The following is a 26,025-nucleotide window of genomic DNA, read 5'->3' on the forward strand; positions in this document are numbered from 1 at the left end:
GCGCCGACCTCACCGACGTACTGACACGAACGGGACGAGCACCAGATGACCGAGACCCCCATTTCTCCGGGACACGACCGGATCGAGCCCCTCGATCTGCAGACGGAGATGCAGCAGTCGTACCTGGACTACGCGATGGCCGTCATCGTCGGCCGGGCCCTGCCCGAGGTCCGCGACGGCCTCAAGCCGGTGCACCGCCGGATCCTCTACGCGATGTACGACGGTGGCTACCGTCCTGACCGCGGCTTCTCCAAGTGCTCCCGCGTCGTCGGTGACGTGATGGGTCAGTACCACCCGCACGGCGACTCGGCGATCTACGACACCCTGGTCCGGCTGGCGCAGCCGTGGGTGATGCGGGCGCCGATGATCCAGGGCCAGGGCAACTTCGGTTCGCCGGGTAACGACCCGGCCGCCGCGATGCGGTACACCGAGTGTCGGCTGGCCCCGCTGGCGATGGAGATGGTGCGCGACATCGACCAGGAGACGGTCGACTTCCGCCCCAACTACGACGGCCGCTCGCAGGAGCCGGTGATCCTGCCCAGCCGGTTCCCGAACCTGCTGGTGAACGGATCGGCCGGTATCGCCGTCGGCATGGCGACGATGATCCCGCCGCACAACCTGCGCGAGGTCGCCGGCGCGGCCCAGTGGTGCCTCGAGCACCCAGAGGCCACCCAGGAAGAGGTCCTGGCGGCGTGCATGGAGAACATCAAGGGCCCGGACTTCCCGAACGGCGCCCTGATCGTCGGTTACAAGGGCATCGACGACGCGTACCGCACCGGTCGTGGCTCGGTCACGATGCGCGCGGTCGTGGACGTCGAGGAGGACGCCAAGGGCCGGACCAGCCTGGTCGTCAGCCAGTTGCCGTACATGGTCAACCCGGACAACCTGGCGCAGAAGATCGCCGAGCTGGTCAACACCGGCAAGATGACCGGCATCGCCGACATCCGCGACGACACCTCGTCGCGGACCGGCCAGCGCCTGGTGATCGTGCTCAAGCGTGACGCCCAGCCCCGGGTGGTACTGAACAACCTCTACAAGCACACGCAGCTGCAGGACACCTTCGGCTGCAACATGCTCGCGCTGGTCGACGGCGTGCCGCGCACGCTCAGCCTGGACCTGTTCATCACGCACTGGATCGACCACCAGATCGAGGTCATCCAGCGGCGGACCCGGTACCGCCTGCGCGAGGCCGAGAAGCAGGCGCACATCTACCGCGGACTGGTGAAGGCGCTCGACGCGCTGGACGAGGTGATCGCGCTGATCCGCCGCAGCCCGGACGTCGAGGAGGCCCGCACCGGCCTGATGTCGCTGCTGGAGATCGACGAGGTCCAGGCCCAGGCGATCCTGGACATGCAGCTGCGCCGGCTGGCCGCCCTGGAGCGGCAGAAGATCGTCGACCGGCTGAACGAGCTCGAGGTCGTCATCGCCGACCTCGAGGACATCCTGGCCGACCCGGTCCGGCAGCGGCACATCGTCCGCGACGAGCTGGCCGAGATCGTCGAGCGGTACGGCGACGAGCGGCGGACCGAGATCATCGCGGCCGACGGCGACCTGTCCGTGCAGGACCTGGTGCCGGACGAGGAGGTCGTCGTCACGATCACCCGTGGCGGCTACGCGAAGCGCACCAAGACCGACCTGTACCGCACCCAGAACCGCGGCGGTAAGGGCGTCCGGGGCGCGACGATGCGGGCCGAGGACGAGATCGGCCACTTCTTCGCCACCACGAACCACCACTGGATGCTGTTCTTCACCACCAAGGGCCGGGTCTACCGGGCCAAGGTGTGGCAGCTGCCCGAGTCCGCGCGCGACGCCAAGGGCTCGCACGTGGCCGGCCTGCTGTCGTTCCAGCCGGACGAGGAGATCGCCCAGGTCCTGACGCTGCGCGACTACGGGCAGGAGCCGTACCTGCTGCTCGCCACCAAGCGCGGCCTGGTGAAGAAGACGGCGCTGACCGACTACGACTCGGCCCGGCAGAGCGGCATCATCGCGGTCAACTTCCGCGACGAGGACGACGAGCTGATCGGCGCCGAGCTGGCGTCGGCCGAGGACGACCTGATGCTGGTCTCCAAGAAGGGCCAGTCGATCCGCTTCACCGCGAACGACGAGCAGCTGCGGCCGATGGGCCGGGCCACCTCGGGTGTGACCGGGATGAAGTTCCGCAACGGCGATGAGTTGCTGTCGATGGCGGTCATCCGGGCCGGCTCGGAGGAGGACACCCAGTTCGTCTTCACCGTGACCGATGCCGGTTACGCCAAGCGCAGCCGGGTATCGGAGTACCGGCAGCAAGGTCGCGGCGGTCTGGGCATCAAGGCGGTGAAGTTGAACGACGAGCGTGGTTCGCTGGTGGGTGCGCTGATCGTGGTCGACAGCGACCAGGTGCTGGCGATCAAGAACAGCGGCCAGGTCGTCCGCAGCCGGGTGGACAGCGTTCCGGTCAAGGGCCGCGACACGATGGGCGTGAAGTTCGCCGGCGTCGGCGAGTCCGACGCGGTGGTCGCGATCGCGCGTAACACCGACCTCACGGTCAGTGACGACGAGGCAGAGGACGTCGAAGGCAGCGAAGAAGTTGCCCAGGATGTGGACGGTTCGACAACCGAATCCCCCTCCCAGAGCGTCAGCACTGATGACCAGCATTCGACGGACGTCGACGGCGCGGCTACGGTCGAAGACGACGAAGCCGGCCAGGAGGGTACCTGATGACCAACCGCGCGAGGCCGACCTGGCCTGATGGAGCGGACAGCCCCAATCCCCAGCGACCGCAGAACGGCGCCGGGAAGGGACAGTCCACCCCACCTGCCACTCCGGCCTCCAACGGTCGTAGCAGTTCGACCGGCAACGGCCAGACCAGATCCGGTACTGCGAACGGCCAGCGGCCCGGCGATGCGCGCCAGCCGCGGCCGGGTGGACCGTCGGCGACGCCGTCGAGCGCCGGTACGCCGTCACGGCCGCCGCAGCAGCCTCCGGTGAGGCCGGCCGCAACGCCGTCGAACGCAGGGGCTGGGACCGCGCGGCCAGGCGCCGTTTCGGGTCGGCCGGCGGCGACGCCGTTCCCGGCCAACCCGAGTACGCCTGGGCGGCCGGAGCCGCGGTTGCCCAGTTCGGGCAAGTTGGGGGATGGGGGCGGGTCGGCGTACGGGCAGACCGGGAAGCTGGCGACGCCCACGCATACTCCGACGGAAAGCTTCAGCGACAAGCTGAACGCGGCGAAGCAGGCAGTGCTCGGCCGGGCCAGCGCGCTGAAGGACTCCGCGACCTCGGTGACCTCTGGGGCGCTGGGGACGCAGACCGCGGAGCCGAAGGCGAAGATCGAGCAGCGCGAGGACTTCACGCCGGCCGTCGAGGCCGCGCCGAAGACCTCGGGCCGGCCGCAGACCCGGAAGGCACGGCTGCGGCTGACCCGGCTCGACCCGTGGTCGGTGATGAAGACCGCGTTCCTGCTCTCGATCGCGTTCGGCATCGTCACCTGGGTGGCCGTCTTCATCATCTGGTCGGCGATCGGTGCGGCCGGTGTGTTCGACAACATCAACAACACGGTCCGCGAGGTCCTGGGCAACCAGGAAGGCGCCGATCCGTTCCAGATCGAGGACTACATCAACACCGGCAAGGTGATGGGATTCACCACCCTGCTGGCCTGCGCCGATGTGCTGATCATCACGGCGCTGGCGACCCTCGGATCGTTCCTCTACAACATCGCGGCCACCCTGCTGGGCGGCCTCGAGGTGACGCTCGCGTCGGAGGACTGAGGCCTGACTTCTGGATTCGGCCGGGCCGTGCTGCGGTCCGGCCGAATCCAATTTGGGAGGCGGGCACCGGGTGCGGTAATCTCTCCCAGGTTCGTAACCCGCAGTTCGCGGGCCTATAGCTCAGTTGGTTAGAGCGCTGCCCTGATAAGGCAGAGGTCACAGGTTCAAATCCTGTTAGGCCCACCCCTGATCGACATCGATCCAAGGAGAATCCCCGGTGCTGAAGAAGATTCTGGTGGTACTACTGGCCAGCGTCGGTGGATACTTCGTCTACAAGAAGACCCAGCAGGCCCGCGCCGAGCAGGACCTCTGGGCCGAGGCCGTCGACCCGGTCACCCCGGGCCGCTGATTCTCACCCCCACGGGGGCGTAGCTCAACTGGCAGAGCACTGCCTTTGCAAGGCAGGGGTTAGGGGTTCGAGTCCCCTCGTCTCCACCCCAAAGGCCGGTTCCCCCCAAGGAACCGGCTTTCTGCTTTGTACGCCGAGAAGAACACCCACGCACCCGCCGCCGCTCGCTCCTTCGTCGCTCCCCGCTCTGGGCGCTCCCACCCACCCTTTTCAAATACCGCTCCTCCGTCGCACGAGTACTGCCCGGGTTCGCGTAGATGCCCCGGAGTGCTCCACCACCGAGCGGAACCGTCTCCCCACGACCAACCCGGCGCTAGCGGGAGTACATACGTCGCGGACTCGCGTCGCAGCATCCCCTTCGGAGGTCGGCCTCGGCAGACTTGCCCGGTGCAGGTCTGGAGCAGCAGCTGGGGGCCGGAGAGGTCTGGCTGAGGGAGTCCTACCTCCCCAGCGCGCCCGTTATTTGCTTGGAGAGTGGGTCAGAGGGCGGCGGCTTTGCGGAGGAGTACTGCGCGTTCTTGGGGGTTGGTGCAGAGGCGGGCGGCTAGTTCTAGTTCGGTGCGGGCTTCGGGGTGGCGGCCTAGGCGGGTTAGTAGTTCGCCTCGGACTGTGGGGAGGAGGTGTGAGCCGGGGAGGCGGTTCGAGGTGACGAGGGTGTCTACCAGGGTGAGGGCTTGGGCGGGGCCTGACGCCATCGCTACGGCTACGGCTCGGTTGAGGTCGACGATGGGGGAAGGGGCGACTCGGCCTAGAGCCTCGTAAAGGAGGACTATTCGGTCCCAGTCGGTGGCTTCTACCGATGGGGCTGAGGCGTGGGTGGCGGCGATGGCGGCTTGGAGGCCGTAGGGGCCTAGGCCGCGGGGTGAGGCCTTGGCAAGGGCGGCTAGGCCGCGGCGGACGGCCGAGAGGTCCCAGCGTCTGCGGTCTTGGTCCTCTAGGAGGATGGGTGAGCCGTCGGGGGCGGTTCGGGCTGGGAAGCGGGCGGCGGTTAGTTCGCAGAGGGCTAGCAGGCCGTGTACTTCCGGCTCGTCCGGTTGCAGGGCGGCCAGGGTGCGGGCGAGGCGGATCGCCTCGTATGCGACGTCGGGTCGCATCAGCCGGTCGCCCGATGTGGCTGTCGAGCCCTCGGTGAAGATCAGGTAGATGGCGCTGAGTACGCCGCCCAACCGTTCCCGGCGCTCATCGGCCGGGGGGAGCTCGAACGGTACGCCGGCCGCGGCGATCGTCTTCTTCGCGCGGGTGATCCGGGCCTGCACGGTCGGTACGGAGACCAGGAACGCGCGGGCGATCTGTTCGGTGGTCAGGCCGCCGACCACGCGCAGGGTCAACGCGACGCGAGCTTCAGGCGAAAGTACCGGATGGCAGCTGATGAACATCAGCGACAGGATGTCGTCGTCGATCCGGTCGGGGTCGATCTCTTCGTCGACCACCGGGTCGGGCGCCAGTTGGGCGTAGCGGTCCTTGAGGGCGGCCCGGCGGCGGATCGCGTCGATCGCCCGGCGCCGGGCCGTGGCCATCAGCCAGCCGGCCGGACTGGCCGGCGGGTTGACCGGCCACGACACCAGCGCCTCGGCCACCGCCTCCTGGGCGGCGTCCTCGGCCAGCCCGAAATCGCCGGTGAACCGGGTCAGCGCGGCGACGATCCGCGCTGACTCGATCCGCCAGACAGCCCCGACCTCGGCAGGATCCATCAGTGCTGGCCGGTGCTCTCGACGGACTCCTCGAGGCCCGGGGGCAGTTCGTCGTCCCCGGCCACTCGCCGGACCTCGATCTTGCTGCCGGTGGAGGCCGGTACCCGCTTGGCCCACTCGACCGCCTCCTGCTTCGAAGCGACATCGAGCAGGAAGTAGCCGCCGAACAGCTCCTTGGTCTCGCCGTACGGTCCGTCCGTGACCACCGGGGTCTCGCCGCTGAAGTCGACCACGACACTCTCCTCCGGAAGGTCGAGCCCTTCGGCGGCGAGCAGTACGCCGGCCTTCTCGAGGTCCTCGATGAACTGACGCGTCGTGGTCATCAGCTCTTCGATGTCGGCCATCATGGCCGCGTTCGACTCGTCGGTGCCTCGCATGATCAGCATGTACTTCGACATCGTGTTCTCCCTGTCCAGCGGGGCCGCCTCTCGGCCCTCGCACCCCCAGGTCGAACGGCCGACCCGGCGATCGACACCGCCCGAAGAATCTTTTCGCCGCGACACCCCGCTGCCTGGAAACCCTAGCCCCGCCGAGGACCCAGCAAGCCCGCAAAGGTTCTTAAGGGAGGTGGGCGGTGGCGGTGCGGAGGCGTGCTGCGTCTTGGCCTGGTGGGGTGCCGAAGAGGCGGCGGTATTCGCGGTTGAACTGGGAAGGGCTGTCGTAGCCGACCAGGTGGCCGATGCCGGCGATGTCGCTGGGGTGGGAGGCGAGGAGGGAGCGGGCTTCCTGGAGGCGGATGCGTTTCTGGAACTGCAGGGGGCTCAGGGCCGTGATGGCGCGGAAGTGGCGGTGGAAGGCGGCTGGGCTCATGCCGGCCAGGCTGGCGAGGTCGGCGATGCGCATGGGTTCGGCGTAGTTGTCGCGGATCCAGCGGATGGCTCGGCTGATGTGGGTGAGGCTGCTGTCGGCCAGGCCGATCTGGCGGATCACGTCGGCGTACGGGCCGGTGAGTAGGCGCCAGAGGATCTCCCGCTCGATCATCGGGGCCAGTACGGGGATGTCGGCCGGGGAGTCGAGCAGCCGGAGCAGGCGGGCCGCTGCGTCGAGGAGTTCCGGGGAGGCGGGGCCGGTGGCCATCGCGGGGCCGCTGGGCGTAGTACGGGGTCTTGCTGACTCCAGGAGTAGTGGGGCGATGGTGGCGGGGCGTAGTACCAGGCCGAGGCCGAGTGAGGGCAGCTCTGGTGACGCCTCGATGAAGTGGCCAGTCACCGGGAGGTCGGCGGTGACGATGAGGACATCGCCCGCCCGGTACTCGTAGACCTTGTCGCCCAGCAGGAGCTGCTTGGCGCCCTGAGCCATCACGACCAGGAGCGGTTCGGTGAGCGAGTACTCCGGGTCCGACGACTCCATCCTGGCCAGCAGCAGACCGTCGATCGGCGTCCGCATGTCCGCCCTCGTATGAGCGCTGATGCGATCGCGGATCTCGGCGAGGAGCAGGTCTGGATCAGTCACGATCCCATCAGAGCACACGAAAGCCCGATCCCAGCGCCGATGATCGGAATAGGCAACAGTCAGCGAGGAACGGTCTACCGTCGAACAAGCCTCAGGAGCTTCGATAGAGAGGTCACCTTCGAAGCAACTAGGAGCATGATCATGCAACTCGACCACTATGTAACCCTCGGCCGTTCCGGCCTCCGCGTCAGCCCGTTCGCCCTCGGCGCGATGACCTTCGGCGAGGACCCGGGCGGCGCCGGGACCACCGTCGAGGAGTCCGAGAAGATCCTCGCGACCTACCTCGACCTCGGCGGCAACTTCATCGACACCGCGAACTTCTACACCAACGGCCACTCGGAGAAGACCCTCGGCGACTACTTCGCCGCCCAGCCCGGCCGCCGCGAGCACGTAGTACTGGCGTCGAAGTTCTTCGGCAACATGTTCCCCGGCGACCCGAACGGCGGTGGCGCCGGCCGGACGTCGATCCGCGCGCAGCTCGACGAGTCACTGCGCCGCCTGCAGACCGACTACCTCGACGTGTACTACCTCCACAACTGGGATCGCCACACGCCGATCGAGGAGACGCTGAGCACGCTCGACGACCTCGTCCGGGCCGGCAAGATCCGCTACATCGGCTTCTCCAACACGCCCGCCTGGTTCACCGCGCAGGCGCAAACGACGGCCCTGCTGAAGAACTGGACGCCGCTGATCGTCCTCCAGGTCGAGTACTCCCTGCTGGCCCGCACCGTCGAGGGTGAGCTCGCTCCGTTCGCGCTCGACCAGGGCATCGCGCTGACGCCGTACAGCCCGCTGAGCCACGGCTTCCTGTCTGGCAAGTACCGCCGCGGTACCGAGGTCACCGACTCGGCCCGTACTGCGTACGTCGGCAGCCCCACCGAAGCCCAGTACGTCGTCATCGACGCAGTCGCCGAGATCGCCGACGAACTCGGAACCACCTCGGCAGCCGTCGCGCTGGCCTGGTTGCGAGCGAGGCAAGGCACCGTCGTACCGATCGTAGGAGCCCGCCGAGTGGAGCACCTCGAGAACAACCTCGCCGCCCTCGCGGTCACCCTGACGCCCGAGCACCTCAGCACCCTGGACGAGGTCTCTGCCCCGACGCTCAACTACCCCGCACCGATGCACGGAGCGCCGCGCGCGATGCTGCAGTTCGCCGGCGCCACGGTCGATGGGGAGCCATCGACCGTCTACCCGCCGCTGCTGCAGAGCGACGTCCGCTACTGAGGTTCAGCCGAGAAGACCCGGAAGCCGCGGCTCTGATAGTTGCCGAGGGCATGGGCGTGATCGTCGGAGGAGGTCTGCAGCCAGACCCGCTTGGTCGGCCGCCCGAGTCGCCACGCCAGCTCCGTCGCCGAGGTCAGGAACGCGGCACCGAGTCCTCTCCCCTGGTACGCCGGAACGAGCCCGAACACCACGATGCCGACCTCACCGTCGACGCTGACCTCCAGTTCGAGGAGGCCCGCCGTCTCCCCCTGTACCCGGACAAGCCAGCTCCGGATCGCGGGGTGGGACAGCTCGGCAACCCACTCCGCATCGCTCCACTCCAGCCGCCCGTGCGCCTTCAACGGCTCCCAGATCCGCACGTAGGTCGACCGAACGACAGCCGCCTCCTCCGGACCCACCTCGATCAACTCGATGGCAACGTCCGACAGTTCCCCCGGCACCAACTGGTCGGGGGACGTCATCTCCAAGCGCGTGATGATTTCGGTAACTCCGAGGTCTGGTCGCGGACGGGGTCCGGGGCGATCGTGAGGAGATGAAAACTGAAGTGTGGATGTGAAGTATGTGGGGGGCAAGAGCTAAGCGCTCAGCGGGGGGACTGCTGATCGCACTGTGTCTGGCACTGACCGGCTGCGGCGCCGAACTGGCCCAGCCCAAGATGGCGGGTCGAGCCACCGGTACTACGGAGCCGTACGCCGCTCCGGCACCGACCGGACCGCCGACCGTTGCATCCAGCGAGCCGCCGTCCAGCGAGCCGTCGACCGCGCCACCGATCTCGTCGCCACCGCCGTCGCGCACTCCAACGCCGACGGTCGCACCCTCGACCTCGGTGGCACCACCGCCGAAGTTGGCCCAGCCGGTGCCGGTCGTGGTGACGAAGAGCGTCGTCGTGGTCAAGTCGGTGGCGTTCAAGAAGAAGAACGTGCGTGACCCGGACCGGCCGGAGGGTGAGAAGGCGGTCACCACGCGTGGGGTCAAGGGCAAGAAGGAGCTGACCTACGCGGTGACCTACACCGACGGTCGCGAGACCGGTCGGCGACTGGTCCGCGAGGTGGTCACCGTGCGACCGGTCACCCAGATCACCTCGATCGGCACGAAGCAGGAGTCGAGCGGAGGCGGCTGCGACCCCAACTACACCGGCTGCGTCCCGATCGCCAGCGACGTCGACTGCGCAGGTGGCAGCGGCAACGGCCCGGCGTACGTCGCCGGCCCCGTCGAGGTGATCGGCTCAGACATCTACCGCCTCGACGCGGACCACGACGGCATCGGCTGCGAGGACGGCTGACCGAATCTGTTGCCTCCGGCTACTAAATTTGTTGCCGGATGCAATCGATAGAGAGGTGCCGTGACAGTTCTTGTACGGATTGTCACGGGGAACTCACTGTTTGTTTGCGGGTGCGTGCAGATGTCCTGAGTGACCTAGCGGTCGGTGGAGTGGACGCCGGAGTCTCTGTGGAGGAAGAGACATCGGGAAAACCACTGACGACGTGATCGCGCGGACACCTACCGGGAACTGCGTGGGCCGGTCGACTACGGAGGTTCCGGACGCGTGCTCGAGACCTATCGCGGTATTCCGCACCTGCTGGACACCTGGGTCGTGCTGACCGGGATGGCGATTCCGATCGCCATCTCGTCGGTCCGCCGGCCCGGTGAGCTCGTCCCCAGGGGCGCGGCGCTGCTGATGCCGGCTGCCTTCGCGCTGATCCTCGCGGCCACGCTCAGCCCGACCAGCCACCGATTACCCGGGATCGGTACCTGCGGTACGCACCTGACCACCACCGGCGGGCTCACCTCGCTGCAAGGCCTGCTCAACGTCTTGCTGTTCATCCCGGCGGCGGCGCTGCTGACGCTGGCGAGCGGCCGGCCCGCGGACGGGATCGCGGCGGGGATCGGGATGTCCGCGGCGGTCGAGGCGATCCAGGCGCTGATCCCGCCGCTCGGCCGTTCGTGTCAGCTGCACGACCTGATCGCGAACACGCTCGGCGCCTTCGCCGGCGTCGGCCTCGCCGCCGGCCTGCAGGTCGCGTTGCGGGCAGCCACCCGCCCGATCACGCTGACGAACCCCGGGTACGTCGTCGAGCACGGCGCGATGCTCGTCAGACGCCCAGCAGCCCGCCACCGTCGAGCCGAACTGGCCCCAGCGCTGGCTCCGTCGCTGGCCAAGGCCCGACCGGTCGCCCGGGCACGGTGAGCGGCCCACCGTCCGGCCGCCCCGCCCGGCCGAGCCGATCGTCGGCCCGGGGCGCTGGGAGCCGGATAGTTATCCACAGGTTGTGGGTAAACCGGGGGATGACGGGTCATAACCCTGGAGATATCCACAGGCTGCGAGTCTGGTACGCCTCGGGTCAGGGGCGGACCTCGAGGCCGAGTGAGGTGGTGATGACGATCGCCTGGGGCAGGTCCACGATCGCGTCCTTGAGCGTCACGGTCAGCGGATCGAGCGTCGAGAGGTCGGATCCGCGCAGGTCCGCACCGGTGAAATCGGCTCGCTGCATCGAGGCGCCGGAGAGGTCCACATTTCGCAGTACCGCCTTGCCCGCCCGCAGACCGGTGAGATCGGCCTCGCGCAGCTTCGTCCCGCTGAGCTCGACCCCGGTCAGGTTCGCGCCGGGCAGGCCGACGAAGGACCAGTCGCCGCCCTCGACCTTCATCAGGTTATAAGTGCAGTCGTCGAACATGCTGCCCATCAACTTGCACCTCGTGAAGGTGCTGTCGAAGAACGAGCACCGGACGAACGTGCAGTTCACGAACGCCGCCTCCTGGTGCACCGACGCGTTGAACCGGACCCCGCGGAACACGCACTCCTCGAAGACCCCGCGATGGTTGTTCACCTCGGTCAGGTCGGAGTCGATGAACAGCACCCGGCTGTACGTCTGCCCGGATGGATCGGCGTCGTCCCAGTCGCGGATCGTCGACTCTGTCTTGGGCGCCGAACGGCCACCCATGCGCTCTGCCATGACACTCCCCTTGGTTTCCCAGCAGTTTGCCTTGGACCACCGACAAAGTTCAGACCAGCCAGGAGGATGGACGATGTGAGCGGATCAGAGCGAGTGATGGTGTTCGGCGCCGGCGGCTTTCTCGGCGGCGCGATCTGCCGGCTGCTGGCGGAGCGCGGGATCGAGCATCGCGGGTTCACCCGGTCGACCGGGGATCCGCATCGGCGCTTCGACCTGGCCAGCGGGCACTGCTACGCGCTGGACACCCAGCTGGGCGCCTACAAGCCGACGGTGATCGTCAACGCCGCGGCCGCCACCCATGGCGATGTCCTCGAGCTCACCCGGGGCAACGTCGTCGCGGTTCAGTCGTTGCTCTCGTCGATGAACGGGCACGCGAGCAATGCGCGCTTCATCCAGATCGGTTCGGCCGCGGAGTACGGCGGTGCGCCGCGCGGTACGAGCCAGGACGAGCAGGCCGAGCTCCGGCCGGGAGCGGCGTACGGGTTCACGAAGCTGGCCGGTTCCGAGCTGGTACTGCGCGCGCAGCGCAACGGTGCCGACGCCGTCGTGTTGCGGTCGTTCAACATCACCGGGCCGGGATCGCCACCGAGCACGCTCTTCGGCCGGGTGCTCCGGCAGCTCGGTGCGACCGACACGATCCAGCTGGGGTCACTCGAGGCGTGGCGGGACTACGTCGACGTACGGGATGTGGCCGAGGCTGTGCTGGCGGTCGCGACGGCGGAGGGCAAGCTGCCGCCGGTACTCAACGTCGGCTCCGGCAAGGCGACGCTGGCCCGCGACGCGATCAACAAGCTGATCGAGGTCAGCGGCACCAGGACGAAGATCGTCGAGGGTGAGGCGCACGCCGGCCACGCGGGCTCCCCCGCCGACGCGGTCGCCTGGCAGCAGGCGGACACCACGCTGATCAGCAAACACCTCGGCTGGTCCAGCAAGATCCCCCTCGACCAGTCCCTCACCGACACCTGGACCGCCCGCCCCCGAGAATGAGGTTGTGGATATCTGGTCGGTTTGTGAGCCGGCGCCGGATCGGGAGGGGCCCAACGAGGATCTGGTGATCAGTGGGCCGGACTTCGTGGTGGTGCTTGACGGGGCGACCGCGCCGAAGGGGATCGAGTCGGGTTGTGTGCATTCGGTGGCCTGGCTGGTCGCTCGGTTGGGGACTCAGTTGGCGCTCCCGCTGCTTGGGCGGTCCCAGGCGCCGCTCGCCGATCTGCTTGCGGACGCGATCAACGCAGTACGGGCTGAGCATGCGGACAGCTGCGATCTGACCAACCCCGACAGCCCGTCGTCGACGGTCGCGATGGTGCGGGTGGGCGACGAGCAGGTCGAGCACCTCGTGCTGGCCGATTCGCCGATCGTGCTGCGTGCCCCCGATCGGCGCGTGACGGTATTCGCGGACAACCGGGTCGATCTGCTGCCGGAGTACACGTTCGAGGCCGTACGCCGGTTGCGCAATCAGCCGGGTGGTTTCTGGGTCGCCAGCACCGAACCCAAAGCGGCGTACGAAGCAGTCGCCGGTACTACGGAGCGCGCGGCGGTCGAGCTGATCGCCCTCCTCACGGACGGCGCCTCCCGCTACTCCGAGCGCTACGGCCACCCCTGGGAAGACCTCGTCGACACCCTTGCGACAGCCGGCCCACAAGCCCTGATCGACAAGGTCAGGCGCTACGACGAGGATGCGCCCGCCGGCAGCTTCCGTGGGAAGCGGCGCGACGACGCAACCGCAGTACTACTACGGCTGCCATCGTGATGGCGCGTAGGAGGGGAAGTCTGGCGGGCGGGGAGCGTATTGCGGGGGGCCGGGTGGTGCGTCGGTGAAGGGTGGAGCCATCCGCTCGTCCTGCCAGGCGTTGGTGCGGAACATCAGGCGGACGATCGCCAGCCCGGCGACGGCGAGCAGCACCGCGGCGACGGTGAAGGCGATGTTCACGCCGAGGGCCGTCCGGACCATGAAGCTCTGCAGGTCGTAGATGTCCACATAGTCACCGGTCGCGTCGGCGACCTCCTTGCGGTGGACCAGCCGCACCACCCAGACGATGAAGCTGACCAGCGCGAAGCCGCTCCCGCCGACGATGATCAGCCAGAACGTCGTCCACGCGGCCCACCAGCCGTAGAGCAACCCCCGCGACGACTTGGCCGCACCAGGCTGAGTCGGCGGCTCGCTGGCGCGGATCACGTCCTCGACCACCTGCAGCGGATACCAGAACTGGACGATCGGACAGACCCAGCTACCGATCACCCAACCTTGCTCGCGCCGATGCACGCCGTCGCCCAGCCGCTTGGCACCTTGATAGGTGACACCTGCCGACGGCGCGAAGACCTCAGTGTTCTCGCGCGCCTTCCACAGCCAGATCACGAAGAAGACGCCGGTCGCCGGCACCAGCAGGCTGACGAGGTCGAGCAGCGGACCGGCGTTGCCGATCGACTCCACCCCGCGTGAGAGCTCGTCCTCGGAGAGCAGTCCGTAGACCAGCCGCTTCACGTCGTCGTACGAACGCCACATCAGCACGGCCTGGAGGATGGTGACGAGCGTGGTCAGCACCATCAGGACGAGGAAGACCACCGTGATCTGCCGCAGCGGCTTGTACGTCCGCGCCGGCGGCCCCATGTACGGCGATGGGTGATAGCCGGGCGGCCCCGGATACGGCTGACTCACCGACCTCACCTCCCCACAGACAAGTTAACCCGCTCGCGGGATCGCAGAGGAGTTGTCCACAGGTCAAAAGAGGCAAACCTCAGACTGCGGCGAACGCCTCTCGCGCCGCCGGCAGCGCCAGCGCCCGATCCGTCGCCGACAACCCGATCCGGGTCCGCCGATCGAGCAGGTCGTCCTCGGTCAGCGCTCCTTCATGCCGTACTGCGAAGCGCAGCTCCGCATGCGTCGTCGCCAACCCCGGCGCGATCGGCGCGAGCAGCTCCCGCTCGACCGCGATCACGTCCGTCGCCTCCACGCCGTACCGATCGACGAAGCGCGAAGGTGCTCGCACCGCCGCCAGTTGCACCCGACTCGCAGCGCCTACGAGCGGAATCCGATGCGTCAGACACGGCCGCCGCACCTCGACCCCAGACTGATCGAGCGCGGTGTCGAGCGTGTCCTGCGCCATCCGCCGGTACGTCGTGAGCTTGCCGCCCACGATCGTCACCACCCCGTCGGGACTCGTGATCACCGCGTGCCGCCGCGAGATGTCCGCAGTCTTGTCCAGCCCCTTGTGATGGCCGGTGTCGAGCAGCGGCCGCAGACCCGCGTAGCTGCCGAGCAGGTCGTCACGCGTCAGCGGCACCCGCACCGCCGCGCTGATCGTCGACAGCAAGAAGTCGATCTCGGCCTCCGTTGCACGTGGAACATCGCTGACCGGGCCCGGCGCCTCCTCATCGGTCAGCCCGACGTAGACGCGGCCATCGGGCGCCGGGATCGCCATCACCACCCGGCGCAACTCCCCCGGCACCGGTACGGTCAGTACTGCGGACAGCCCGCCGAACGCCGATTGCGGCAGCACCAGATGCGTCCCCCGGCTCGGCCGGAGTTTGATGCCTGAGGCAACTTGATCGGCCCAGATACCGGTCGCGTTGACGACGATCCCGGCGTCGAGGTCGATCCGCCGGCCGGACAGCTGATCCACCAGGACCGCACCACGCCCGGTCACCTGCTCGGCGGCGCAGTGGGTGATGATGCGAGCCCCGTACGACGCTGCGGTACGCGCGATGGAGACGACCAGCCGTGCGTCGTCGTAGAGCTGACCGTCCCAGGTGAGGAAGCCGCCGCGGAGGCCCTGCGGGCGGACGGTCGGTGCGTACCGTAGTACCTCCGCGGAACTCACCCGGCGGGAGTGCGGCAGGTAGTCGTCGCTGGTGCGGGCGAAGGTGCGGAGCACGTCGCCGCCGAGGAATGCGCTGCGCAGCAAGGCCGCCTGGGCGAACCGCGCCTCGGGAAACCAGGGTGCGACCTGCGGCACCGGATGGACGAGATGAGGTGCGGTCGTCTTCATCAGGATGCCGCGCTCGACGGCGCTCTCGTATGCGATGCCGACGTGCCCGGACGCGAGGTAGCGCAGGCCGCCGTGGACGAGCTTCGAGCTCCAGCGGCTGGTCCCGAAGGCGAGGTCGTGCTTCTCGACCAGCGCGACGGTCAGACCGCGGGCCGCCGCGTCGAGTGCGACGCCTGTGCCGGTGACACCGCCGCCGATGACGAGGACGTCGACCCGGCCGGTCGTGTCGAGCCACTCGAGCTCACGAGTCCGCCGGGCCGCGTTGAGGCTCGCGTTGCCGACCGCGATCATGGCGTCAGGTACCTGGTGAGCATCACCCGCAGCTCCTCGTCCAGCGCGGGGTACTCCTTCGGCTCGGCGAGCACCGGTCCGGAGACCGCGGAGGCGAGCGAGACGAGGATGATCTGCCGGGACAGCCAGTCGGAGTCGCCGTCACGGATCGAACCGTCGGCCTGACCGGACTCGATACCGGCCTTCACCAGCGCGAGGTGCGCGACGGTGCTGCTGCCGCGGCGCTCCAGCAGGTACGGCGTGAGGAACTCGGGGTCGAGCTCGATGATCTTGCGCATCAGCGGGTGGGTGCGGGTCTTCGCGACCACCTCGACCACGCCCTCGACCAGGCGGGCGCGGCCGTCGACGGCGTCGGGCTGGAAGGCGGAGACGAGCGCGGTCGTCCACTCGCGGGTCATCAGCGCGGCGACCACCGCCTGTACGTTCGGCCAGCGGCGGTACAGGGTGGCGCGGGAGACCTCCGCGTGGCGGGCGATGTCGGCCATCGTCATCCGGCGCATGCCGATCGCGAGCAGCAACTCGTACGCCGCGTCCAGGATCCGCTCCTCGCCGATCGCGTTCGCCGGGGTTGGGCGCGACGATCCGGTCGAGCTGGAGGAGGTATCGGTTTCGCTGCTACGCTGAGACATCACACGTCAGAGTGTATCAGCGACTTCGCCGACTGCAAGAGGTGTCCGGTCCCTCGGCGACGCTACCTCCGAACACCACAGATGGGGAGCCCACCATGACCGAGTCCGACCTCCCGGTGGCCAACCTCACCCCCGGCCGCTGGGGCGACCCCACCCAAGCCGTCGAGCTGCCCGCCGCAGCGCTGGAGGCGCTCAAACACCTAGGAGTCCGCCGCCCAACGCCTGCCAAGCCGGGTGGCGGTATCGAGAGCACCCCGAGTGGGCAGGGTGGGCAGGGCGAGGTGAGCGGGTCGGACGAGGCGGGCGACGAGGGCGAGCTGGACGGGGCGCGTGGGACGAGCGTGCTGAGCGCCGCCGATCTCGGCGGGATCGCCGCGGGTGCAGCTGCCGTGCCGTCCGCCGTGGGCGGAGGGCGGGAGTTTGGTGGGGATGAGGTTGGGGTCTTGGTGGAGGTCCTTGGGGCGGAGCATGTGGTGACTGACTTCGAGAGTCGGTGGGCGCACACGCGGGGGTATTCGACGCCTGATCTTTTGCGGCATCGGAGGGGTGACACCAGCGATATGCCGGCTGCGGTTGTCTATCCGGGATCGCATGAGGACGTGCAGGCGCTCCTGAGCGTTTGCTCCGAGCGGGGCATTGCGGTGGTTCCGTATGCGGGTGGGACCTCGGTGGTGGGTGGGTTGGCCCCGCAGGGGGTTGTGTTCGTGGCGGTTGATTTGCGGCGGCTCGACCGGTTGGTGGAGATCGACGAGGTTTCTCGGACGGCCACGATCGAAGCGGGGGTTAGGGGGACGGCGGCTGAGGGGTTGCTGGCGGAGCGGGGGTATACGTTGGGGCATTTTCCGCAGTCGTACGAGGGCGCGAGTATCGGTGGGTATGCGGCGACGCGGTCCAGTGGGCAGGCGTCGGCGGGGTATGGGCGGTTCGATCAGATGGTGGTCGGGCTGACGGTGGCTACGCCGCGCGGGATGATCGAGTTGGGGCGGGCCCCGATGTCGGCGGCCGGGCCGGATCTGCGGCAGCTGTTCCTCGGGTCGGAAGGGGCGCTGGGCATCATCACCAGCGTTGTGGTGCGGATTCGGCCTCGCCCGACCGAGCGCTCCTTCGAGGGCTGGCGGTTCGACAACTTCGACACAGGACTCGCTGCGATTCGGCGGCTGGCGCAGGACGGGCCGTTGCCGACTGTGCTGCGGCTGTCGGACGAGGCCGAAACGGCGATCAATCTGGCCGACCCCAACGTGCTCGGCGGTGGATCCGGCGGAGTGCTTGCGATCGTCGGCTTCGAGGGCGCCCGTACGCCGCTACGCCGCGCCGAACTCGCCGAGGTGCTAACGGCCGCCGGCGGCGAGTACCTCGGCGAAGGACCCGGTGACACCTGGCGCCAAGGCCGGTACCGGGCTCCGTATCTCCGCGATCCCCTCCTCGACGAAGGCGCGCTGGTCGAGACGCTCGAGACAGCCGGCTTCTGGTCGACCCTCCCGGCGTTGAAGGCCGGCGTCACGGAAGCCCTGGTCAACGACCTGACCAGCCAAGGCACTCCGCCGATCGTGCTCTGCCACGTCTCGCACGTCTACGAGACCGGCGCCTCGCTGTACTTCACCGTCATCTCCGCCCAGACCGACGACGCGGTCGCGCAGTGGCGGCAGGCGAAGACCGCGGCCAACCAGGCGATCGCCAAGGCCGGCGGCACCATCACCCATCACCACGGCGTCGGCACCGACCATCGCGAGGCCTACTCGGCCGAGGTGGGCCCACTGGCCGTCGAGGCGCTCCAGGCGGTCAAGCGGATCCTGGACCCGAACGGCATCCTCAACCCCGGCATCCTGCTCAAGTGTTGAAAACTTGCATGCAGTAGTTGAACTATTGCGTTGACTTAGCTCCTTCCTTAAGGTGTGGCGCACCCTGCCCTCCGTCCGCCCCCAGGAAGGCGCATCTGATGCCCCCACGCCCAAAACCCACCCGCCTGGCCGTTCTGGCAGTCGCCGCCGGAGCTGTCGTCGCCGGCGCAGGACTCTCTGCGATCCCCGTCCAAGCCGCCCCGGCCGCGATCCAGGCGGTCGGCGCTTCCCTCCCGTTCACCATCCTCGAAGCGGAGAGCTCGGCGACGAACGGCAGCAAGATCGGCCCGAGCTACAGCCATGGCACGCTCGCCGCCGAGGCCTCCAACCGCCAGGCCGTCACCCTCAACGGCGGCCAGTACGTCGAGTTCACCGCCCCCGGCACCACCAACGCGATCAACGTCGCGTACTCGATCCCGGACGGCCGGGCCGGCACCCTGTCGGTCTACGTCAACGGCCAGAAGCTGTCTCAGCAGCTGCAGGTGACCTCGAAGTACAGCTATGTCGACACCGGCTGGATCGTCGGGTCGCGGATTCACAAGCTGTACGACCACGCGCGGCTGCAACTCGGCCAGACCGTCAACGCCGGCGCCAAGATCAAGCTGCAGGTGGACGGTGAGAACACCGCCGGCCCGTACACGATCGACGACGTCGAGTTCGAGAACGTGGCCGGTCCCGCCGGTCAGCCTGGTGGCTCGATCTCGATCACCGACCGCGGCGCGGACCCGAACGGCAACAACGACTCCACCGGCGCGATCCAAAATGCCATCGACAGTGCCCGCGGTTCTGGTGGAACCGTGTGGATCCCGGCGGGCCGGTTCAAGGTCGGCGGCACGATCAACCCCGACGGCGTGACGATCCGCGGCGCCGGGCGCTGGCACTCGACCCTGCTCAGTAGTCACCTGATCGACCGCCCGAACGGCGGCGGCAACGTGAAGCTCTTCGACTTCGCGGTGATCGGCGAGGTGACGGAGCGGCACGACGAGTCGCCGGACAACTTCGTCAACGGCCAGCTCGGCCCGAACTCGATCGTCTCCGGGCTCTGGCTGCAGCACCTCAAGGTCGGGATGTGGCTGACCGGCAACAACGACAACCTGGTGGTCGAGAACAACCGGTTCTACGACATGACCGCGGACGGCCTGAACCTGAACGGCACCGCGTACAACGTGCAGGTGCGGAACAACTTCCTCCGCAACCAGGGCGACGACGCGCTGGCGATGTGGTCGCTGCACGCGGCGAACCGGAACAGTACCTTCGCCAACAACACGATCGTGCAGCCGAACCTGGCGAACGGCATCGCGATCTACGGCGGTACCGATCTGACCGTGCGGGACAACCTGATCTCCGACACCAACGCGCTCGGCGGCGGGATCGCGATCTCGAACCAGTCGTTCGGCTCGCCGTTCTACCCGCTGGCCGGGACGATCACGGTGTCCGGCAACACCCTGGTCCGGACCGGCGCGATGAACCCGAACTGGGGTCAGAACCACCCGCACGGCGCGATCCGGGTCGATGCGTACGACACCCAGATCAACGCCCAGGTGCGCTTCACCAACAACCGCTTGGTGGCCAGCCCGTGGTCGGCGTACCAGTTCGTCGACGGTGGTGGCGCCGGACGAGCGGTGCAAAACGTCACTGTGGACGGCGGCTCGATCGAAGGCGCCGGTACTTTCGCCTTCCAGGCCGAGACGACCGGCTCGGCGTCGATCAGCAATGTCGCGGCCAGCGGTATCGGCCGGGCCGGCGTCTACAACTGCGCCTACCCGGGTGGCTCGTTCGCGCTGAACCGTGGTTCCGGCAACAGCGGCTGGGACTCGACCTGGAGCGGCTGCAACTGGGTCGAACCGGGCAGCGGCGGCGGTACGGACCCGGGGCAGCCGACCGGCAACCTCGCGGCGGGCAAGTCGGTGACAGCGACCAGCACCAACCAGAACTACGTCGCGAGCAACTCCGTCGACGGCAACTCGGGCAGCTACTGGGAGAGCGCCAACAACAGCTGGCCGCAGTCGTTGACCGTGGACCTCGGCAGCAACCAGAACATCAAGCGGCTGGTACTGAAGCTCCCACCCAGTTGGGGCACCCGGACCCAAACCATCGCGGTACTGGGCAGCACCAACAACTCCTCCTACGACCAACTCGCCGCAGCGGCCGGCCGGACCTTCGACCCGGCCGTCGGCAACGCGGCGACGATCACTCTGCCGGCCACGGTGAACACGCGCTGGGTGCGGCTCACCATCACCGGCAACAACGGCTGGCCGGCCGGTCAGCTCTCGGAGTACGAGATCTACGGGCAGTAGTGCTTGACCTCAAGCGAGCTTGAGGTATGAGGGTGGCGGGCATGACGAACGAATCCCTGACCCGTCCCGTTGCTCTCATCACCGGCGCCAGCGCGGGGCTCGGCCTCGCGCTGGCGACCGGCCTGGCCGAGCGTGGCTGGGCCCTGATCATCAATGCCCGGGGCACCGACGCGCTCAAGAACGCGGCCGACGCACTGGCCGCCAAGACCGACGTCGTGCCGCTGGCCGGCGACGTCACCGACGCCGAGCATCGGGCCGACCTGGTCGACGCGGTCGGTGAACTCGGCCGGCTCGATCTCCTGATCAACAACGCGAGCTACCTCGGCGCGAGTCCGCTGCAGCGGTTGGCGGGCACCGACCTCGACGAGTTGCGGCGCGTATACGAGGTCGACGTGATCGCGCCAGTCGCGTTGAGCCAGGCGTTGCTGCCGGAGCTGGCCGCTTCCGCCGGGATCGTGATCAACATCAGCTCTGATGCCGCGGTCGAGGCCTACGAAGGGTGGGGTGGCTACGGGTCGGCCAAGGCGGCGCTGGATCACGCGAGCGCGGTACTGGCCGCAGAACATCCGGGGCTGGCTGTGTACGCGGTGGATCCGGGTGATCTGCGCACGGCGATGCACCAGGCGGCCTTTCCTGGGGAGGACATTTCCGATCGGGCCGAGCCTGCGAGCGTCGTACCGGCGTTTCTGCAGTTGCTGGACAGCCGGCCGGCGAGTGGTCGGTACCGGGCTGCTGAGTTCGCTCCGGCGGTGACGTCGTGAAAGTCCATCCACAGACGAGATTCACGTTGCCGGACGAGCTGAACGCGGTCGAGCCGCCGGAGGCGCGCGGGCTCGCCAGGGATCAGGTGAAGCTGTTGGTCGCGGAGGGGTCGACCGTCACGCACACGAGGTTCGACCGGATCGGCGAGCACCTGCGACCGGGCGATCTGTTGCTGGTCAACACGTCGGGGACCTTGGGTGCCGCGGTCGACGGCACCTGGATCACCGGCTCGGGTGTCGCTCCTGTGGTTGTGCACTTCTCGACCGCGCTGGACGACGGCACCTGGGTGGTCGAGCTGCGCAACGGCGGCCTGCCGATGTTCGGTGGCGCGGCTGGCGATCGGGTCGAGCTGCCTGAGGGAGTACTGACGCTGCTGGAGCCCTATGAGCCAAGCAGTCTGCGGTTGTGGAAGGCCAAGCCGCCAGTGGCGGACGTGGTCAACTACCTGTGGCGGAACGGACGGCCGATCACCTACAAGTACGTCGGCAAGCAGTGGCCGCTCGCGCTCTACCAGACGGTGTTCGCGAACCAGCCTGGCTCGGCGGAGATGCCTAGTGCGGGCAGGCCGTTCAGTTTCGAGCTGGTGAGTCAGTTGGCGGCTGCCGGAGTACTGATCGCTCCGATCCTGCTGCACTGCGGAGTGTCGTCGCTGGAGAGTCACGAGCCGCCGCTACCCGAGCGGTACGAAGTAACTGAGCACACTGCGAGCCTGGTGAATTGGGTGAAGGCCAATGGTGGCCGGGTGATCGCAGTCGGCACTACAGCGGTCCGTGCGATCGAGTCGGCGGCACAGGCTGACTGTGTGGGCGCAGCGAAGGGCTGGACCGACCTGGTGCTCGGGCCCGATCACCCGGCGACGGTGGTCGATGGGCTGATCACCGGCATGCATGCGCCGGAGGCCTCACACCTACTGCTGCTGGAATCGGTGGTCGGGGGCGACGTCGTCCAGCGTGCTTACGACGCCGCCCTCGAACACTCCTACCTGTGGCACGAATTCGGTGATGTCAGTCTTTTGCTCCGTCGGTGACCTCGACGGTCACCTCGGCCTCGGCCAGTTCCTCGAACTCCGCCGTGGTCACCGGTGGTCCGGCCGGCCCCGGGGTTGTTTCGTTCCCGGGCCGGGCCCGCTTGTCGACCGCCCGCGGGCTCACCGCGGCCGCCGTCCGCTGTTGATGGGCATCATGAATGTCCTTACCTGCAAGGTCCCCCGTTGGGACTTCACTCCTTTGACGAGTGATCAGTGCCCAATGTCATGCGCCGACGCGAAATTGTGGCCTAGGCCTTTATTAGTTCGTCTTTCAACCGTCGCCGGCCGGGCGCCACAGCCGTGCAGAAAGGTGTGTACCCCGCTGGCGACCGTCTCGCGGACTTCTCCCGAAGAGTCGGAGATCAGGAGGCAGAAGTGCAACGCTGCCTGCATCGGGTCCTCGAAGTCGAGCAGGCCGTCGTCGGCCAGCGTGTTGAAGCGGCCGGCCAGCGCGCGGCGAACCGTCAAGGTCTGCTGCCAGACGTCGATCGCGTCGTCGGGGAGGTGGCCGGCCTCGGCGCTGAGTTGGCGGGCCAGTGCGGAGTGCTCGGCGTAGTCCGGCATCGGGGTTCGCCAGGCGATGCCGAACTCGACCAGGTCCGCCTCGAGGTCGGTGATCCTGCGCAGGTACCGATCGATGATCTGCAGGTGCGCGGCGGCGACCCGCTCGGCGCTGTCCTGGATCACGGCGCGGAACAGCCCGGCCTTGTCCTGGAAGTGGTTGTAGATGGTCCGCGTCGAGACCTGCGCCTCGGCGGCGATCACGTCGATGCTCGCGCGGGCGTAGCCGTCTCGCGCGAACACGGTCAGCGCGCCCTTGAGCACTGCTTGCCGCTTGTCCATGGGAGTCAGCCTCTGGTTGGTGCAACGTACGTTGTACAACTACAACGAGCGTTGCACCTCCGGGTCATGACAACCAGGTCACCGTGGCCGGCAGAGCCTCGGCCAGCGGTGGGAGGTGAGGGTGCCACTTGAGCTCCCACTCGAGGGAGAGCCAGTAGTCGGTTCCCTGGAGGGTGTGCAGGAGGTCGGCGATCGGGTAGTCGCCCGCGCCGATCGCCACCGGCTTGTAGCCCTGGGTCGAGTCTTCGTCCTTGATCTGGATGAAGTCGATCCAGGGTTTCAGCAGGTCGAAGGCCTCGGCGGGAGTCTCGCCGTGGCTCCAGGTGTGGGCGCTGTCCCAGATCACCTTCGCGTTGTGGCCGGGCGCCTCCGCGTCGAGCAACCGGCAGAGCCGGGCCATCTTGCGGCCGGCGGAGTGCGAGTCGTGCGTCTCGAGCAGGATCCGGGAGTCCTTCGGGGCGGACGTCACCCGGTCCAGCGCGCGGATCTCGCCGGCGCTCGGACCATGCGTGGCCTCGGTGTCGTCGAAGGAGTCGTCCCCTGGGTCGTCGCCGGGGAAGACGCGGACGCCGCGGGCGCCGAGGTCAGCGGCCAGTTCGAGGTGCGCTTCGAGAGGTTGTTCCTCGACCGCGCAGAGCTTCACGTAACTGTTGACGGCGAGGATCTCCAGGCCGGCGTCCTCGATCCGGGCGCGCAGTTCGCGGCGCTCGGCCGCGGTCAGCCCGAGATGAGTGAACTCGTCGTCAGCCGTCCGGAGCTCCAGCCCGGAGATGTTGTTGCCTTTGGCAAGTTCCAGGACATGGTCGAGCGGCTCGCCGGGACAGCCGAGGGTGGAGAATCCGAGCGGGAACACTCGGTCAGACCCAGCGACGGCGCGGGTGGGTCCGGGGAGCGGTGGTCTCCGAGTCGTCCTTCTCCGGGGCAGCCGGGGTGGTCGGCTCGGCCGGCGGCTCGTACGAGTACGGGGACGACTGCTGGTAGTCCGTGGCCGGCTGGTCGGAGTAGCTCGTGCCGTAGTCCGAGGAGTAGTCGCTGGAGTAGCTCTCCTGCGAGTACGTCGGGCTGTAGGTGCTGTCGTAGCTCGAGCTGCTGTAGTCCGTGGCCGGTGCCGTGTACGAGGTCTCCGGCGTCGGGGCCGGCGTGTACAAGTCGTAGCCCGTGTTCGAGCTGTACGTGTCGTACGAGGACTCCGACGAGTAGCTGTCGTAGCTCGTGTTGCTGGTGTAGTCCGAGGTGTACGTCGGCTCCGGCGTCGTCGGCTCGGTGTACGAGTAGTTCGACGAGTAGTCGGAGGTGTAGGACGTCTCGTACTCCGGGGTGCTGACCGGGGCGGCCGGCGCTTCGTACGGCGCGTAGGTCGGGTCGGGCGTGTACGTCGGAGGCGTGTAGCTGGTCTCCGGGGCGTACGACGGCTCGGGGCCGAACGACGGCACGGTCGGCAGCGGCTTCGACGGCGTCAGGTAGTCGTCCTGCGCGGGCAGCGACGGCGCCTGCTGGTAGTAGCTGTCCGAGTCGGAGACAGCGGTCTGGACCGTCGACGGGCTGTCGACCGCGACCCGAGCGGCCCGTCGACCAGCGCGCGCAACAGGCGCGGGCTCAGGCTCGGGTGCGGGCTCCGTGGAGGTCAGGTAGTCAGAGGTGCTGGTGCTCTCGTATGAGTACGGCTCGGAGTACGAGCTCGACCAGGACGGCTCCTGCGGGGCCTGGGCGGCCGGCTGGTACGCGTACGGATCGGGCTGCGGCGGAGCCACGGTCTCGGCCTGCCAGCTCGGCAGCGGCGCGGAGAGCAGATCGTTGCTCGGGGCCGGGGTGTACGGGTTGGTGGGGCTCGACCAGGTCGGCGTCTCCAGCCCGGAGGCCGTCTGCTGGTACGACGGCAGCGCCTCGATCACCTGGCCGGTGTCCTCGCGCCAGCTCTCGATCGGGTTGAACTGCTCCGTGGCCGGACCGGCGTCCTCCCAGGACGGTGCGGCCGGGGTCTCGGCGACCGGTGCGAACGGGCTCCACTTCGGAGCCTCCTCGGCGGCCGCGGCACCGGCGGCGAGGGCCAGCGCCGGCTGACGCTGCTCCACCCGCGGCGCGGCGATCGGCTCGGAGATCGCGGGCTGCTCGGAGGTGTCGTCGTCGGCGGTGACCCGGTACGACGGAACGGCCACCAGCTTCGGCTCGCGCTGGTCCCACCAGGGCATCCACTCGCGGCTGGTCTGCATGGTGTTGATCTTGCGGATGATCAGCGTCGCGGCGACGGCGGAGACCGCGGTCAGGATCAGCGACGCCGTCCCGGCCAGGGCGATCCCGCGTAGGGAGCCGACGGTCGCCTCCATCCACATCAGCGCCCGGCGGATCACCACGTCGAACACGAGTGCGCCGACCCAGGCGACCCACCACACGTTCGTGAGGAGGGGCTTCCTGAGCCGGCGCAGGTCGTCGGCGTACACGGGGGTCTTCGGATCGCTGGCCAGCCAGATGTCGTCGACGATCTGTTTCGGATAGATCAGGTTCGGCCCGGGGCAGAACCAGCTGGCCAGCACCCAGCCGTGGCTGCGGCGATGGTCGGCCTGGCAGAAGACCTCGGAGTTGACCCGGACCCGCCACAGCCAGATCACGAAGACCACGGCGGCGGCGACGGAGATGATGACGTTCGGGATCGAGGTGATCCGGGAGATGCTGTCGGCGCGGTTCAGGTCCGCGTCGTCGACGTTGGGGCCGCCACCGAGGTAGCTGTGCACGACGCCGTAGGTGTTCCAGTCGGACCACGTACAGAGCAGATGAGTGACCGTGGACGCACCGAGCAGACCGATCGCGATCTTGCCGACCGTACCGACCTGCTGGAACTCCTCGGCGGCATGTGGCTGCCACTCATCTTTGTCTTCAACAGCAGAAAGAACTGCTCGTTGCGGGTGGCTCACGTCGTGCGTCCCTCGCGTTGCTGGAACTCC

24 protein-coding genes and 2 tRNA genes are annotated in these 26,025 nt (G+C 68.2%); 14 read left to right on the forward strand and 12 right to left on the reverse strand.

The window, feature by feature from the left end:
- Nucleotides 1-45: 45 nt before the first annotated feature.
- From gyrA to AB0M15_RS36150, 5 genes are all read left to right on the forward strand, one after another.
- Complete coding sequence (gene gyrA, locus AB0M15_RS36130) at nt 46-2,697, forward strand: DNA gyrase subunit A (RefSeq protein WP_363829262.1); 2,652 nt, start codon at nt 46-48, stop codon at nt 2,695-2,697.
- Nucleotides 2,697-3,743, forward strand: a complete 1,047-nt coding sequence (locus AB0M15_RS36135; RefSeq protein WP_363829270.1) for a DUF3566 domain-containing protein — start codon at nt 2,697-2,699, stop codon at nt 3,741-3,743. The genes gyrA and AB0M15_RS36135 overlap by 1 nt, the downstream gene beginning before the upstream one ends.
- 109 nt (nt 3,744-3,852) lie before the next feature.
- A tRNA-Ile gene (locus AB0M15_RS36140) sits at nt 3,853-3,926 on the forward strand.
- Nucleotides 3,927-3,963: 37 nt separating this feature from the next.
- On the forward strand, nt 3,964-4,092 hold the full coding sequence (locus tag AB0M15_RS36145) for a DLW-39 family protein (protein WP_343968209.1): 129 nt from the start codon (nt 3,964-3,966) through the stop codon (nt 4,090-4,092).
- A 13-nt stretch (nt 4,093-4,105) separates the two neighbouring features.
- Nucleotides 4,106-4,178: transfer RNA gene (locus tag AB0M15_RS36150), tRNA-Ala, on the forward strand.
- A 393-nt stretch (nt 4,179-4,571) separates the two neighbouring features.
- On the opposite strand, the gene AB0M15_RS36155 is transcribed toward AB0M15_RS36150, so the two are convergent.
- The 3 genes from AB0M15_RS36155 to AB0M15_RS36165 all read right to left on the reverse strand — a co-directional run bounded on the left by AB0M15_RS36155 (nt 4,572) and on the right by AB0M15_RS36165 (nt 7,235).
- A complete protein-coding gene (locus tag AB0M15_RS36155) occupies nt 4,572-5,783 on the reverse strand; it encodes a sigma-70 family RNA polymerase sigma factor (protein ID WP_363829273.1) in 1,212 nt (403 codons plus the stop codon).
- The gene (locus AB0M15_RS36160; RefSeq protein ID WP_363829276.1) at nt 5,783-6,181 is read right to left on the reverse strand and encodes a YciI family protein; all 399 of its coding nucleotides are present in this window, start codon (nt 6,179-6,181) and stop codon (nt 5,783-5,785) included. Before AB0M15_RS36160 ends, AB0M15_RS36155 begins: the two co-directional genes overlap by 1 nt.
- A 160-nt stretch (nt 6,182-6,341) precedes the next feature.
- The gene (locus AB0M15_RS36165; protein ID WP_363829282.1) at nt 6,342-7,235 is read right to left on the reverse strand and encodes an AraC family transcriptional regulator; all 894 of its coding nucleotides are present in this window, start codon (nt 7,233-7,235) and stop codon (nt 6,342-6,344) included.
- Between the two features lie 141 nt (nt 7,236-7,376).
- Here AB0M15_RS36165 and AB0M15_RS36170 point away from each other — a divergent pair, with 141 nt between their 5' ends.
- The gene (locus AB0M15_RS36170; RefSeq protein ID WP_363829289.1) at nt 7,377-8,459 is read left to right on the forward strand and encodes an aldo/keto reductase; all 1,083 of its coding nucleotides are present in this window, start codon (nt 7,377-7,379) and stop codon (nt 8,457-8,459) included.
- On the opposite strand, the gene AB0M15_RS36175 is transcribed toward AB0M15_RS36170, so the two are convergent.
- On the reverse strand, nt 8,453-8,920 hold the full coding sequence (locus AB0M15_RS36175) for a GNAT family N-acetyltransferase (protein ID WP_363829913.1): 468 nt from the start codon (nt 8,918-8,920) through the stop codon (nt 8,453-8,455). The genes AB0M15_RS36170 and AB0M15_RS36175 overlap by 7 nt on opposite strands.
- 98 nt (nt 8,921-9,018) lie before the next feature.
- Here AB0M15_RS36175 and AB0M15_RS36180 point away from each other — a divergent pair, with 98 nt between their 5' ends.
- Both AB0M15_RS36180 and AB0M15_RS36185 read left to right on the forward strand, forming a co-directional pair.
- Nucleotides 9,019-9,741: a G5 domain-containing protein gene (locus AB0M15_RS36180; protein ID WP_363829292.1), complete on the forward strand. Its 723-nt coding sequence runs from the start codon at nt 9,019-9,021 to the stop codon at nt 9,739-9,741.
- Nucleotides 9,742-10,005: 264 nt separating this feature from the next.
- Nucleotides 10,006-10,647, forward strand: a complete 642-nt coding sequence (locus AB0M15_RS36185) for a VanZ family protein (RefSeq protein ID WP_363829295.1) — start codon at nt 10,006-10,008, stop codon at nt 10,645-10,647.
- A gap of 154 nt (nt 10,648-10,801) precedes the next feature.
- Here AB0M15_RS36185 and AB0M15_RS36190 read toward each other — a convergent pair whose 3' ends face one another.
- Entirely contained in the window at nt 10,802-11,413 is a 612-nt protein-coding gene (locus AB0M15_RS36190; RefSeq protein ID WP_363829298.1) for a pentapeptide repeat-containing protein, read from the reverse strand.
- A gap of 75 nt (nt 11,414-11,488) precedes the next feature.
- On the opposite strand from AB0M15_RS36190, the gene AB0M15_RS36195 reads away from it, so the two are divergent.
- Together AB0M15_RS36195 and AB0M15_RS36200 are read left to right on the forward strand one after the other, a co-directional pair.
- Complete coding sequence (locus AB0M15_RS36195; protein ID WP_363829301.1) at nt 11,489-12,400, forward strand: NAD-dependent epimerase/dehydratase family protein; 912 nt, start codon at nt 11,489-11,491, stop codon at nt 12,398-12,400.
- Between the two features lie 4 nt (nt 12,401-12,404).
- Nucleotides 12,405-13,163 (forward strand): protein phosphatase 2C domain-containing protein, encoded by a 759-nt coding sequence (locus AB0M15_RS36200; RefSeq protein ID WP_363829304.1) that lies wholly within the window; start codon nt 12,405-12,407, stop codon nt 13,161-13,163.
- Here the strand turns inward: AB0M15_RS36200 and AB0M15_RS36205 are convergent.
- The 3 genes from AB0M15_RS36205 to AB0M15_RS36215 all read right to left on the reverse strand — a co-directional run bounded on the left by AB0M15_RS36205 (nt 13,146) and on the right by AB0M15_RS36215 (nt 16,319).
- Nucleotides 13,146-14,069, reverse strand: a complete 924-nt coding sequence (locus AB0M15_RS36205; protein ID WP_363829309.1) for a DUF4328 domain-containing protein — start codon at nt 14,067-14,069, stop codon at nt 13,146-13,148. The genes AB0M15_RS36200 and AB0M15_RS36205 overlap by 18 nt on opposite strands.
- A 79-nt stretch (nt 14,070-14,148) precedes the next feature.
- Nucleotides 14,149-15,690, reverse strand: coding sequence for a glycerol-3-phosphate dehydrogenase/oxidase (locus AB0M15_RS36210; protein ID WP_363829315.1), 1,542 nt, complete (start codon nt 15,688-15,690; stop codon nt 14,149-14,151).
- Complete coding sequence (locus AB0M15_RS36215) at nt 15,687-16,319, reverse strand: helix-turn-helix domain-containing protein (protein ID WP_363829917.1); 633 nt, start codon at nt 16,317-16,319, stop codon at nt 15,687-15,689. Before AB0M15_RS36215 ends, AB0M15_RS36210 begins: the two co-directional genes overlap by 4 nt.
- A 95-nt stretch (nt 16,320-16,414) precedes the next feature.
- On the opposite strand from AB0M15_RS36215, the gene AB0M15_RS36220 reads away from it, so the two are divergent.
- The 4 genes from AB0M15_RS36220 (at nt 16,415) to AB0M15_RS36235 (ending at nt 22,243) form a co-directional block, all read left to right on the forward strand.
- Nucleotides 16,415-18,157 (forward strand): FAD-binding oxidoreductase, encoded by a 1,743-nt coding sequence (locus AB0M15_RS36220; RefSeq protein WP_363829318.1) that lies wholly within the window; start codon nt 16,415-16,417, stop codon nt 18,155-18,157.
- 98 nt (nt 18,158-18,255) lie between these two features.
- The gene (locus AB0M15_RS36225; protein ID WP_363829321.1) at nt 18,256-20,454 is read left to right on the forward strand and encodes a discoidin domain-containing protein; all 2,199 of its coding nucleotides are present in this window, start codon (nt 18,256-18,258) and stop codon (nt 20,452-20,454) included.
- A 41-nt stretch (nt 20,455-20,495) separates the two neighbouring features.
- A complete protein-coding gene (locus tag AB0M15_RS36230) occupies nt 20,496-21,215 on the forward strand; it encodes an SDR family oxidoreductase (RefSeq protein ID WP_363829324.1) in 720 nt (239 codons plus the stop codon).
- Nucleotides 21,212-22,243: an S-adenosylmethionine:tRNA ribosyltransferase-isomerase gene (locus AB0M15_RS36235; RefSeq protein WP_363829329.1), complete on the forward strand. Its 1,032-nt coding sequence runs from the start codon at nt 21,212-21,214 to the stop codon at nt 22,241-22,243. The genes AB0M15_RS36230 and AB0M15_RS36235 overlap by 4 nt, the downstream gene beginning before the upstream one ends.
- Here the strand turns inward: AB0M15_RS36235 and AB0M15_RS36240 are convergent.
- From AB0M15_RS36240 to AB0M15_RS36255, 4 genes are all read right to left on the reverse strand, one after another.
- A complete protein-coding gene (locus tag AB0M15_RS36240) occupies nt 22,221-22,367 on the reverse strand; it encodes a hypothetical protein (RefSeq protein ID WP_363829338.1) in 147 nt (48 codons plus the stop codon). The genes AB0M15_RS36235 and AB0M15_RS36240 overlap by 23 nt on opposite strands.
- 86 nt (nt 22,368-22,453) lie before the next feature.
- On the reverse strand, nt 22,454-23,086 hold the full coding sequence (locus AB0M15_RS36245) for a TetR/AcrR family transcriptional regulator (protein ID WP_363829345.1): 633 nt from the start codon (nt 23,084-23,086) through the stop codon (nt 22,454-22,456).
- Nucleotides 23,087-23,150: 64 nt separating this feature from the next.
- Entirely contained in the window at nt 23,151-23,939 is a 789-nt protein-coding gene (locus tag AB0M15_RS36250; RefSeq protein ID WP_363829353.1) for a sugar phosphate isomerase/epimerase, read from the reverse strand.
- A gap of 4 nt (nt 23,940-23,943) precedes the next feature.
- Nucleotides 23,944-25,995, reverse strand: coding sequence for a DUF4328 domain-containing protein (locus AB0M15_RS36255; RefSeq protein ID WP_363829356.1), 2,052 nt, complete (start codon nt 25,993-25,995; stop codon nt 23,944-23,946).
- Nucleotides 25,996-26,025 lie beyond the last annotated feature (30 nt).

Origin of the sequence: Kribbella sp. NPDC051718, from assembly GCF_040681515.1 — a bacterium.
Lineage (GTDB): Bacteria > Actinomycetota > Actinomycetes > Propionibacteriales > Kribbellaceae > Kribbella.

What these genes read in the sequence shown, in the direction of transcription:
- gyrA (WP_363829262.1), top strand. Translation starts at nt 46, where the DNA reads ATGACCGAGACCCCCATTTCTCCGGGACACGACCGGATCGAGCCCCTC.
- AB0M15_RS36135 (WP_363829270.1), top strand. Translation starts at nt 2,697, where the DNA reads ATGACCAACCGCGCGAGGCCGACCTGGCCTGATGGAGCGGACAGCCCC.
- AB0M15_RS36155 (WP_363829273.1), bottom strand. Translation starts at nt 5,783, where the DNA reads ATGGATCCTGCCGAGGTCGGGGCTGTCTGGCGGATCGAGTCAGCGCGG.
- AB0M15_RS36160 (WP_363829276.1), bottom strand. Translation starts at nt 6,181, where the DNA reads ATGTCGAAGTACATGCTGATCATGCGAGGCACCGACGAGTCGAACGCG.
- AB0M15_RS36170 (WP_363829289.1), top strand. Translation starts at nt 7,377, where the DNA reads ATGCAACTCGACCACTATGTAACCCTCGGCCGTTCCGGCCTCCGCGTC.
- AB0M15_RS36175 (WP_363829913.1), bottom strand. Translation starts at nt 8,920, where the DNA reads ATGACGTCCCCCGACCAGTTGGTGCCGGGGGAACTGTCGGACGTTGCC.
- AB0M15_RS36180 (WP_363829292.1), top strand. Translation starts at nt 9,019, where the DNA reads ATGTGGGGGGCAAGAGCTAAGCGCTCAGCGGGGGGACTGCTGATCGCA.
- AB0M15_RS36190 (WP_363829298.1), bottom strand. Translation starts at nt 11,413, where the DNA reads ATGGCAGAGCGCATGGGTGGCCGTTCGGCGCCCAAGACAGAGTCGACG.
- AB0M15_RS36210 (WP_363829315.1), bottom strand. Translation starts at nt 15,690, where the DNA reads ATGATCGCGGTCGGCAACGCGAGCCTCAACGCGGCCCGGCGGACTCGT.
- AB0M15_RS36215 (WP_363829917.1), bottom strand. Translation starts at nt 16,319, where the DNA reads ATGTCTCAGCGTAGCAGCGAAACCGATACCTCCTCCAGCTCGACCGGA.
- AB0M15_RS36220 (WP_363829318.1), top strand. Translation starts at nt 16,415, where the DNA reads ATGACCGAGTCCGACCTCCCGGTGGCCAACCTCACCCCCGGCCGCTGG.
- AB0M15_RS36225 (WP_363829321.1), top strand. Translation starts at nt 18,256, where the DNA reads ATGCCCCCACGCCCAAAACCCACCCGCCTGGCCGTTCTGGCAGTCGCC.
- AB0M15_RS36230 (WP_363829324.1), top strand. Translation starts at nt 20,496, where the DNA reads ATGACGAACGAATCCCTGACCCGTCCCGTTGCTCTCATCACCGGCGCC.
- AB0M15_RS36245 (WP_363829345.1), bottom strand. Translation starts at nt 23,086, where the DNA reads ATGGACAAGCGGCAAGCAGTGCTCAAGGGCGCGCTGACCGTGTTCGCG.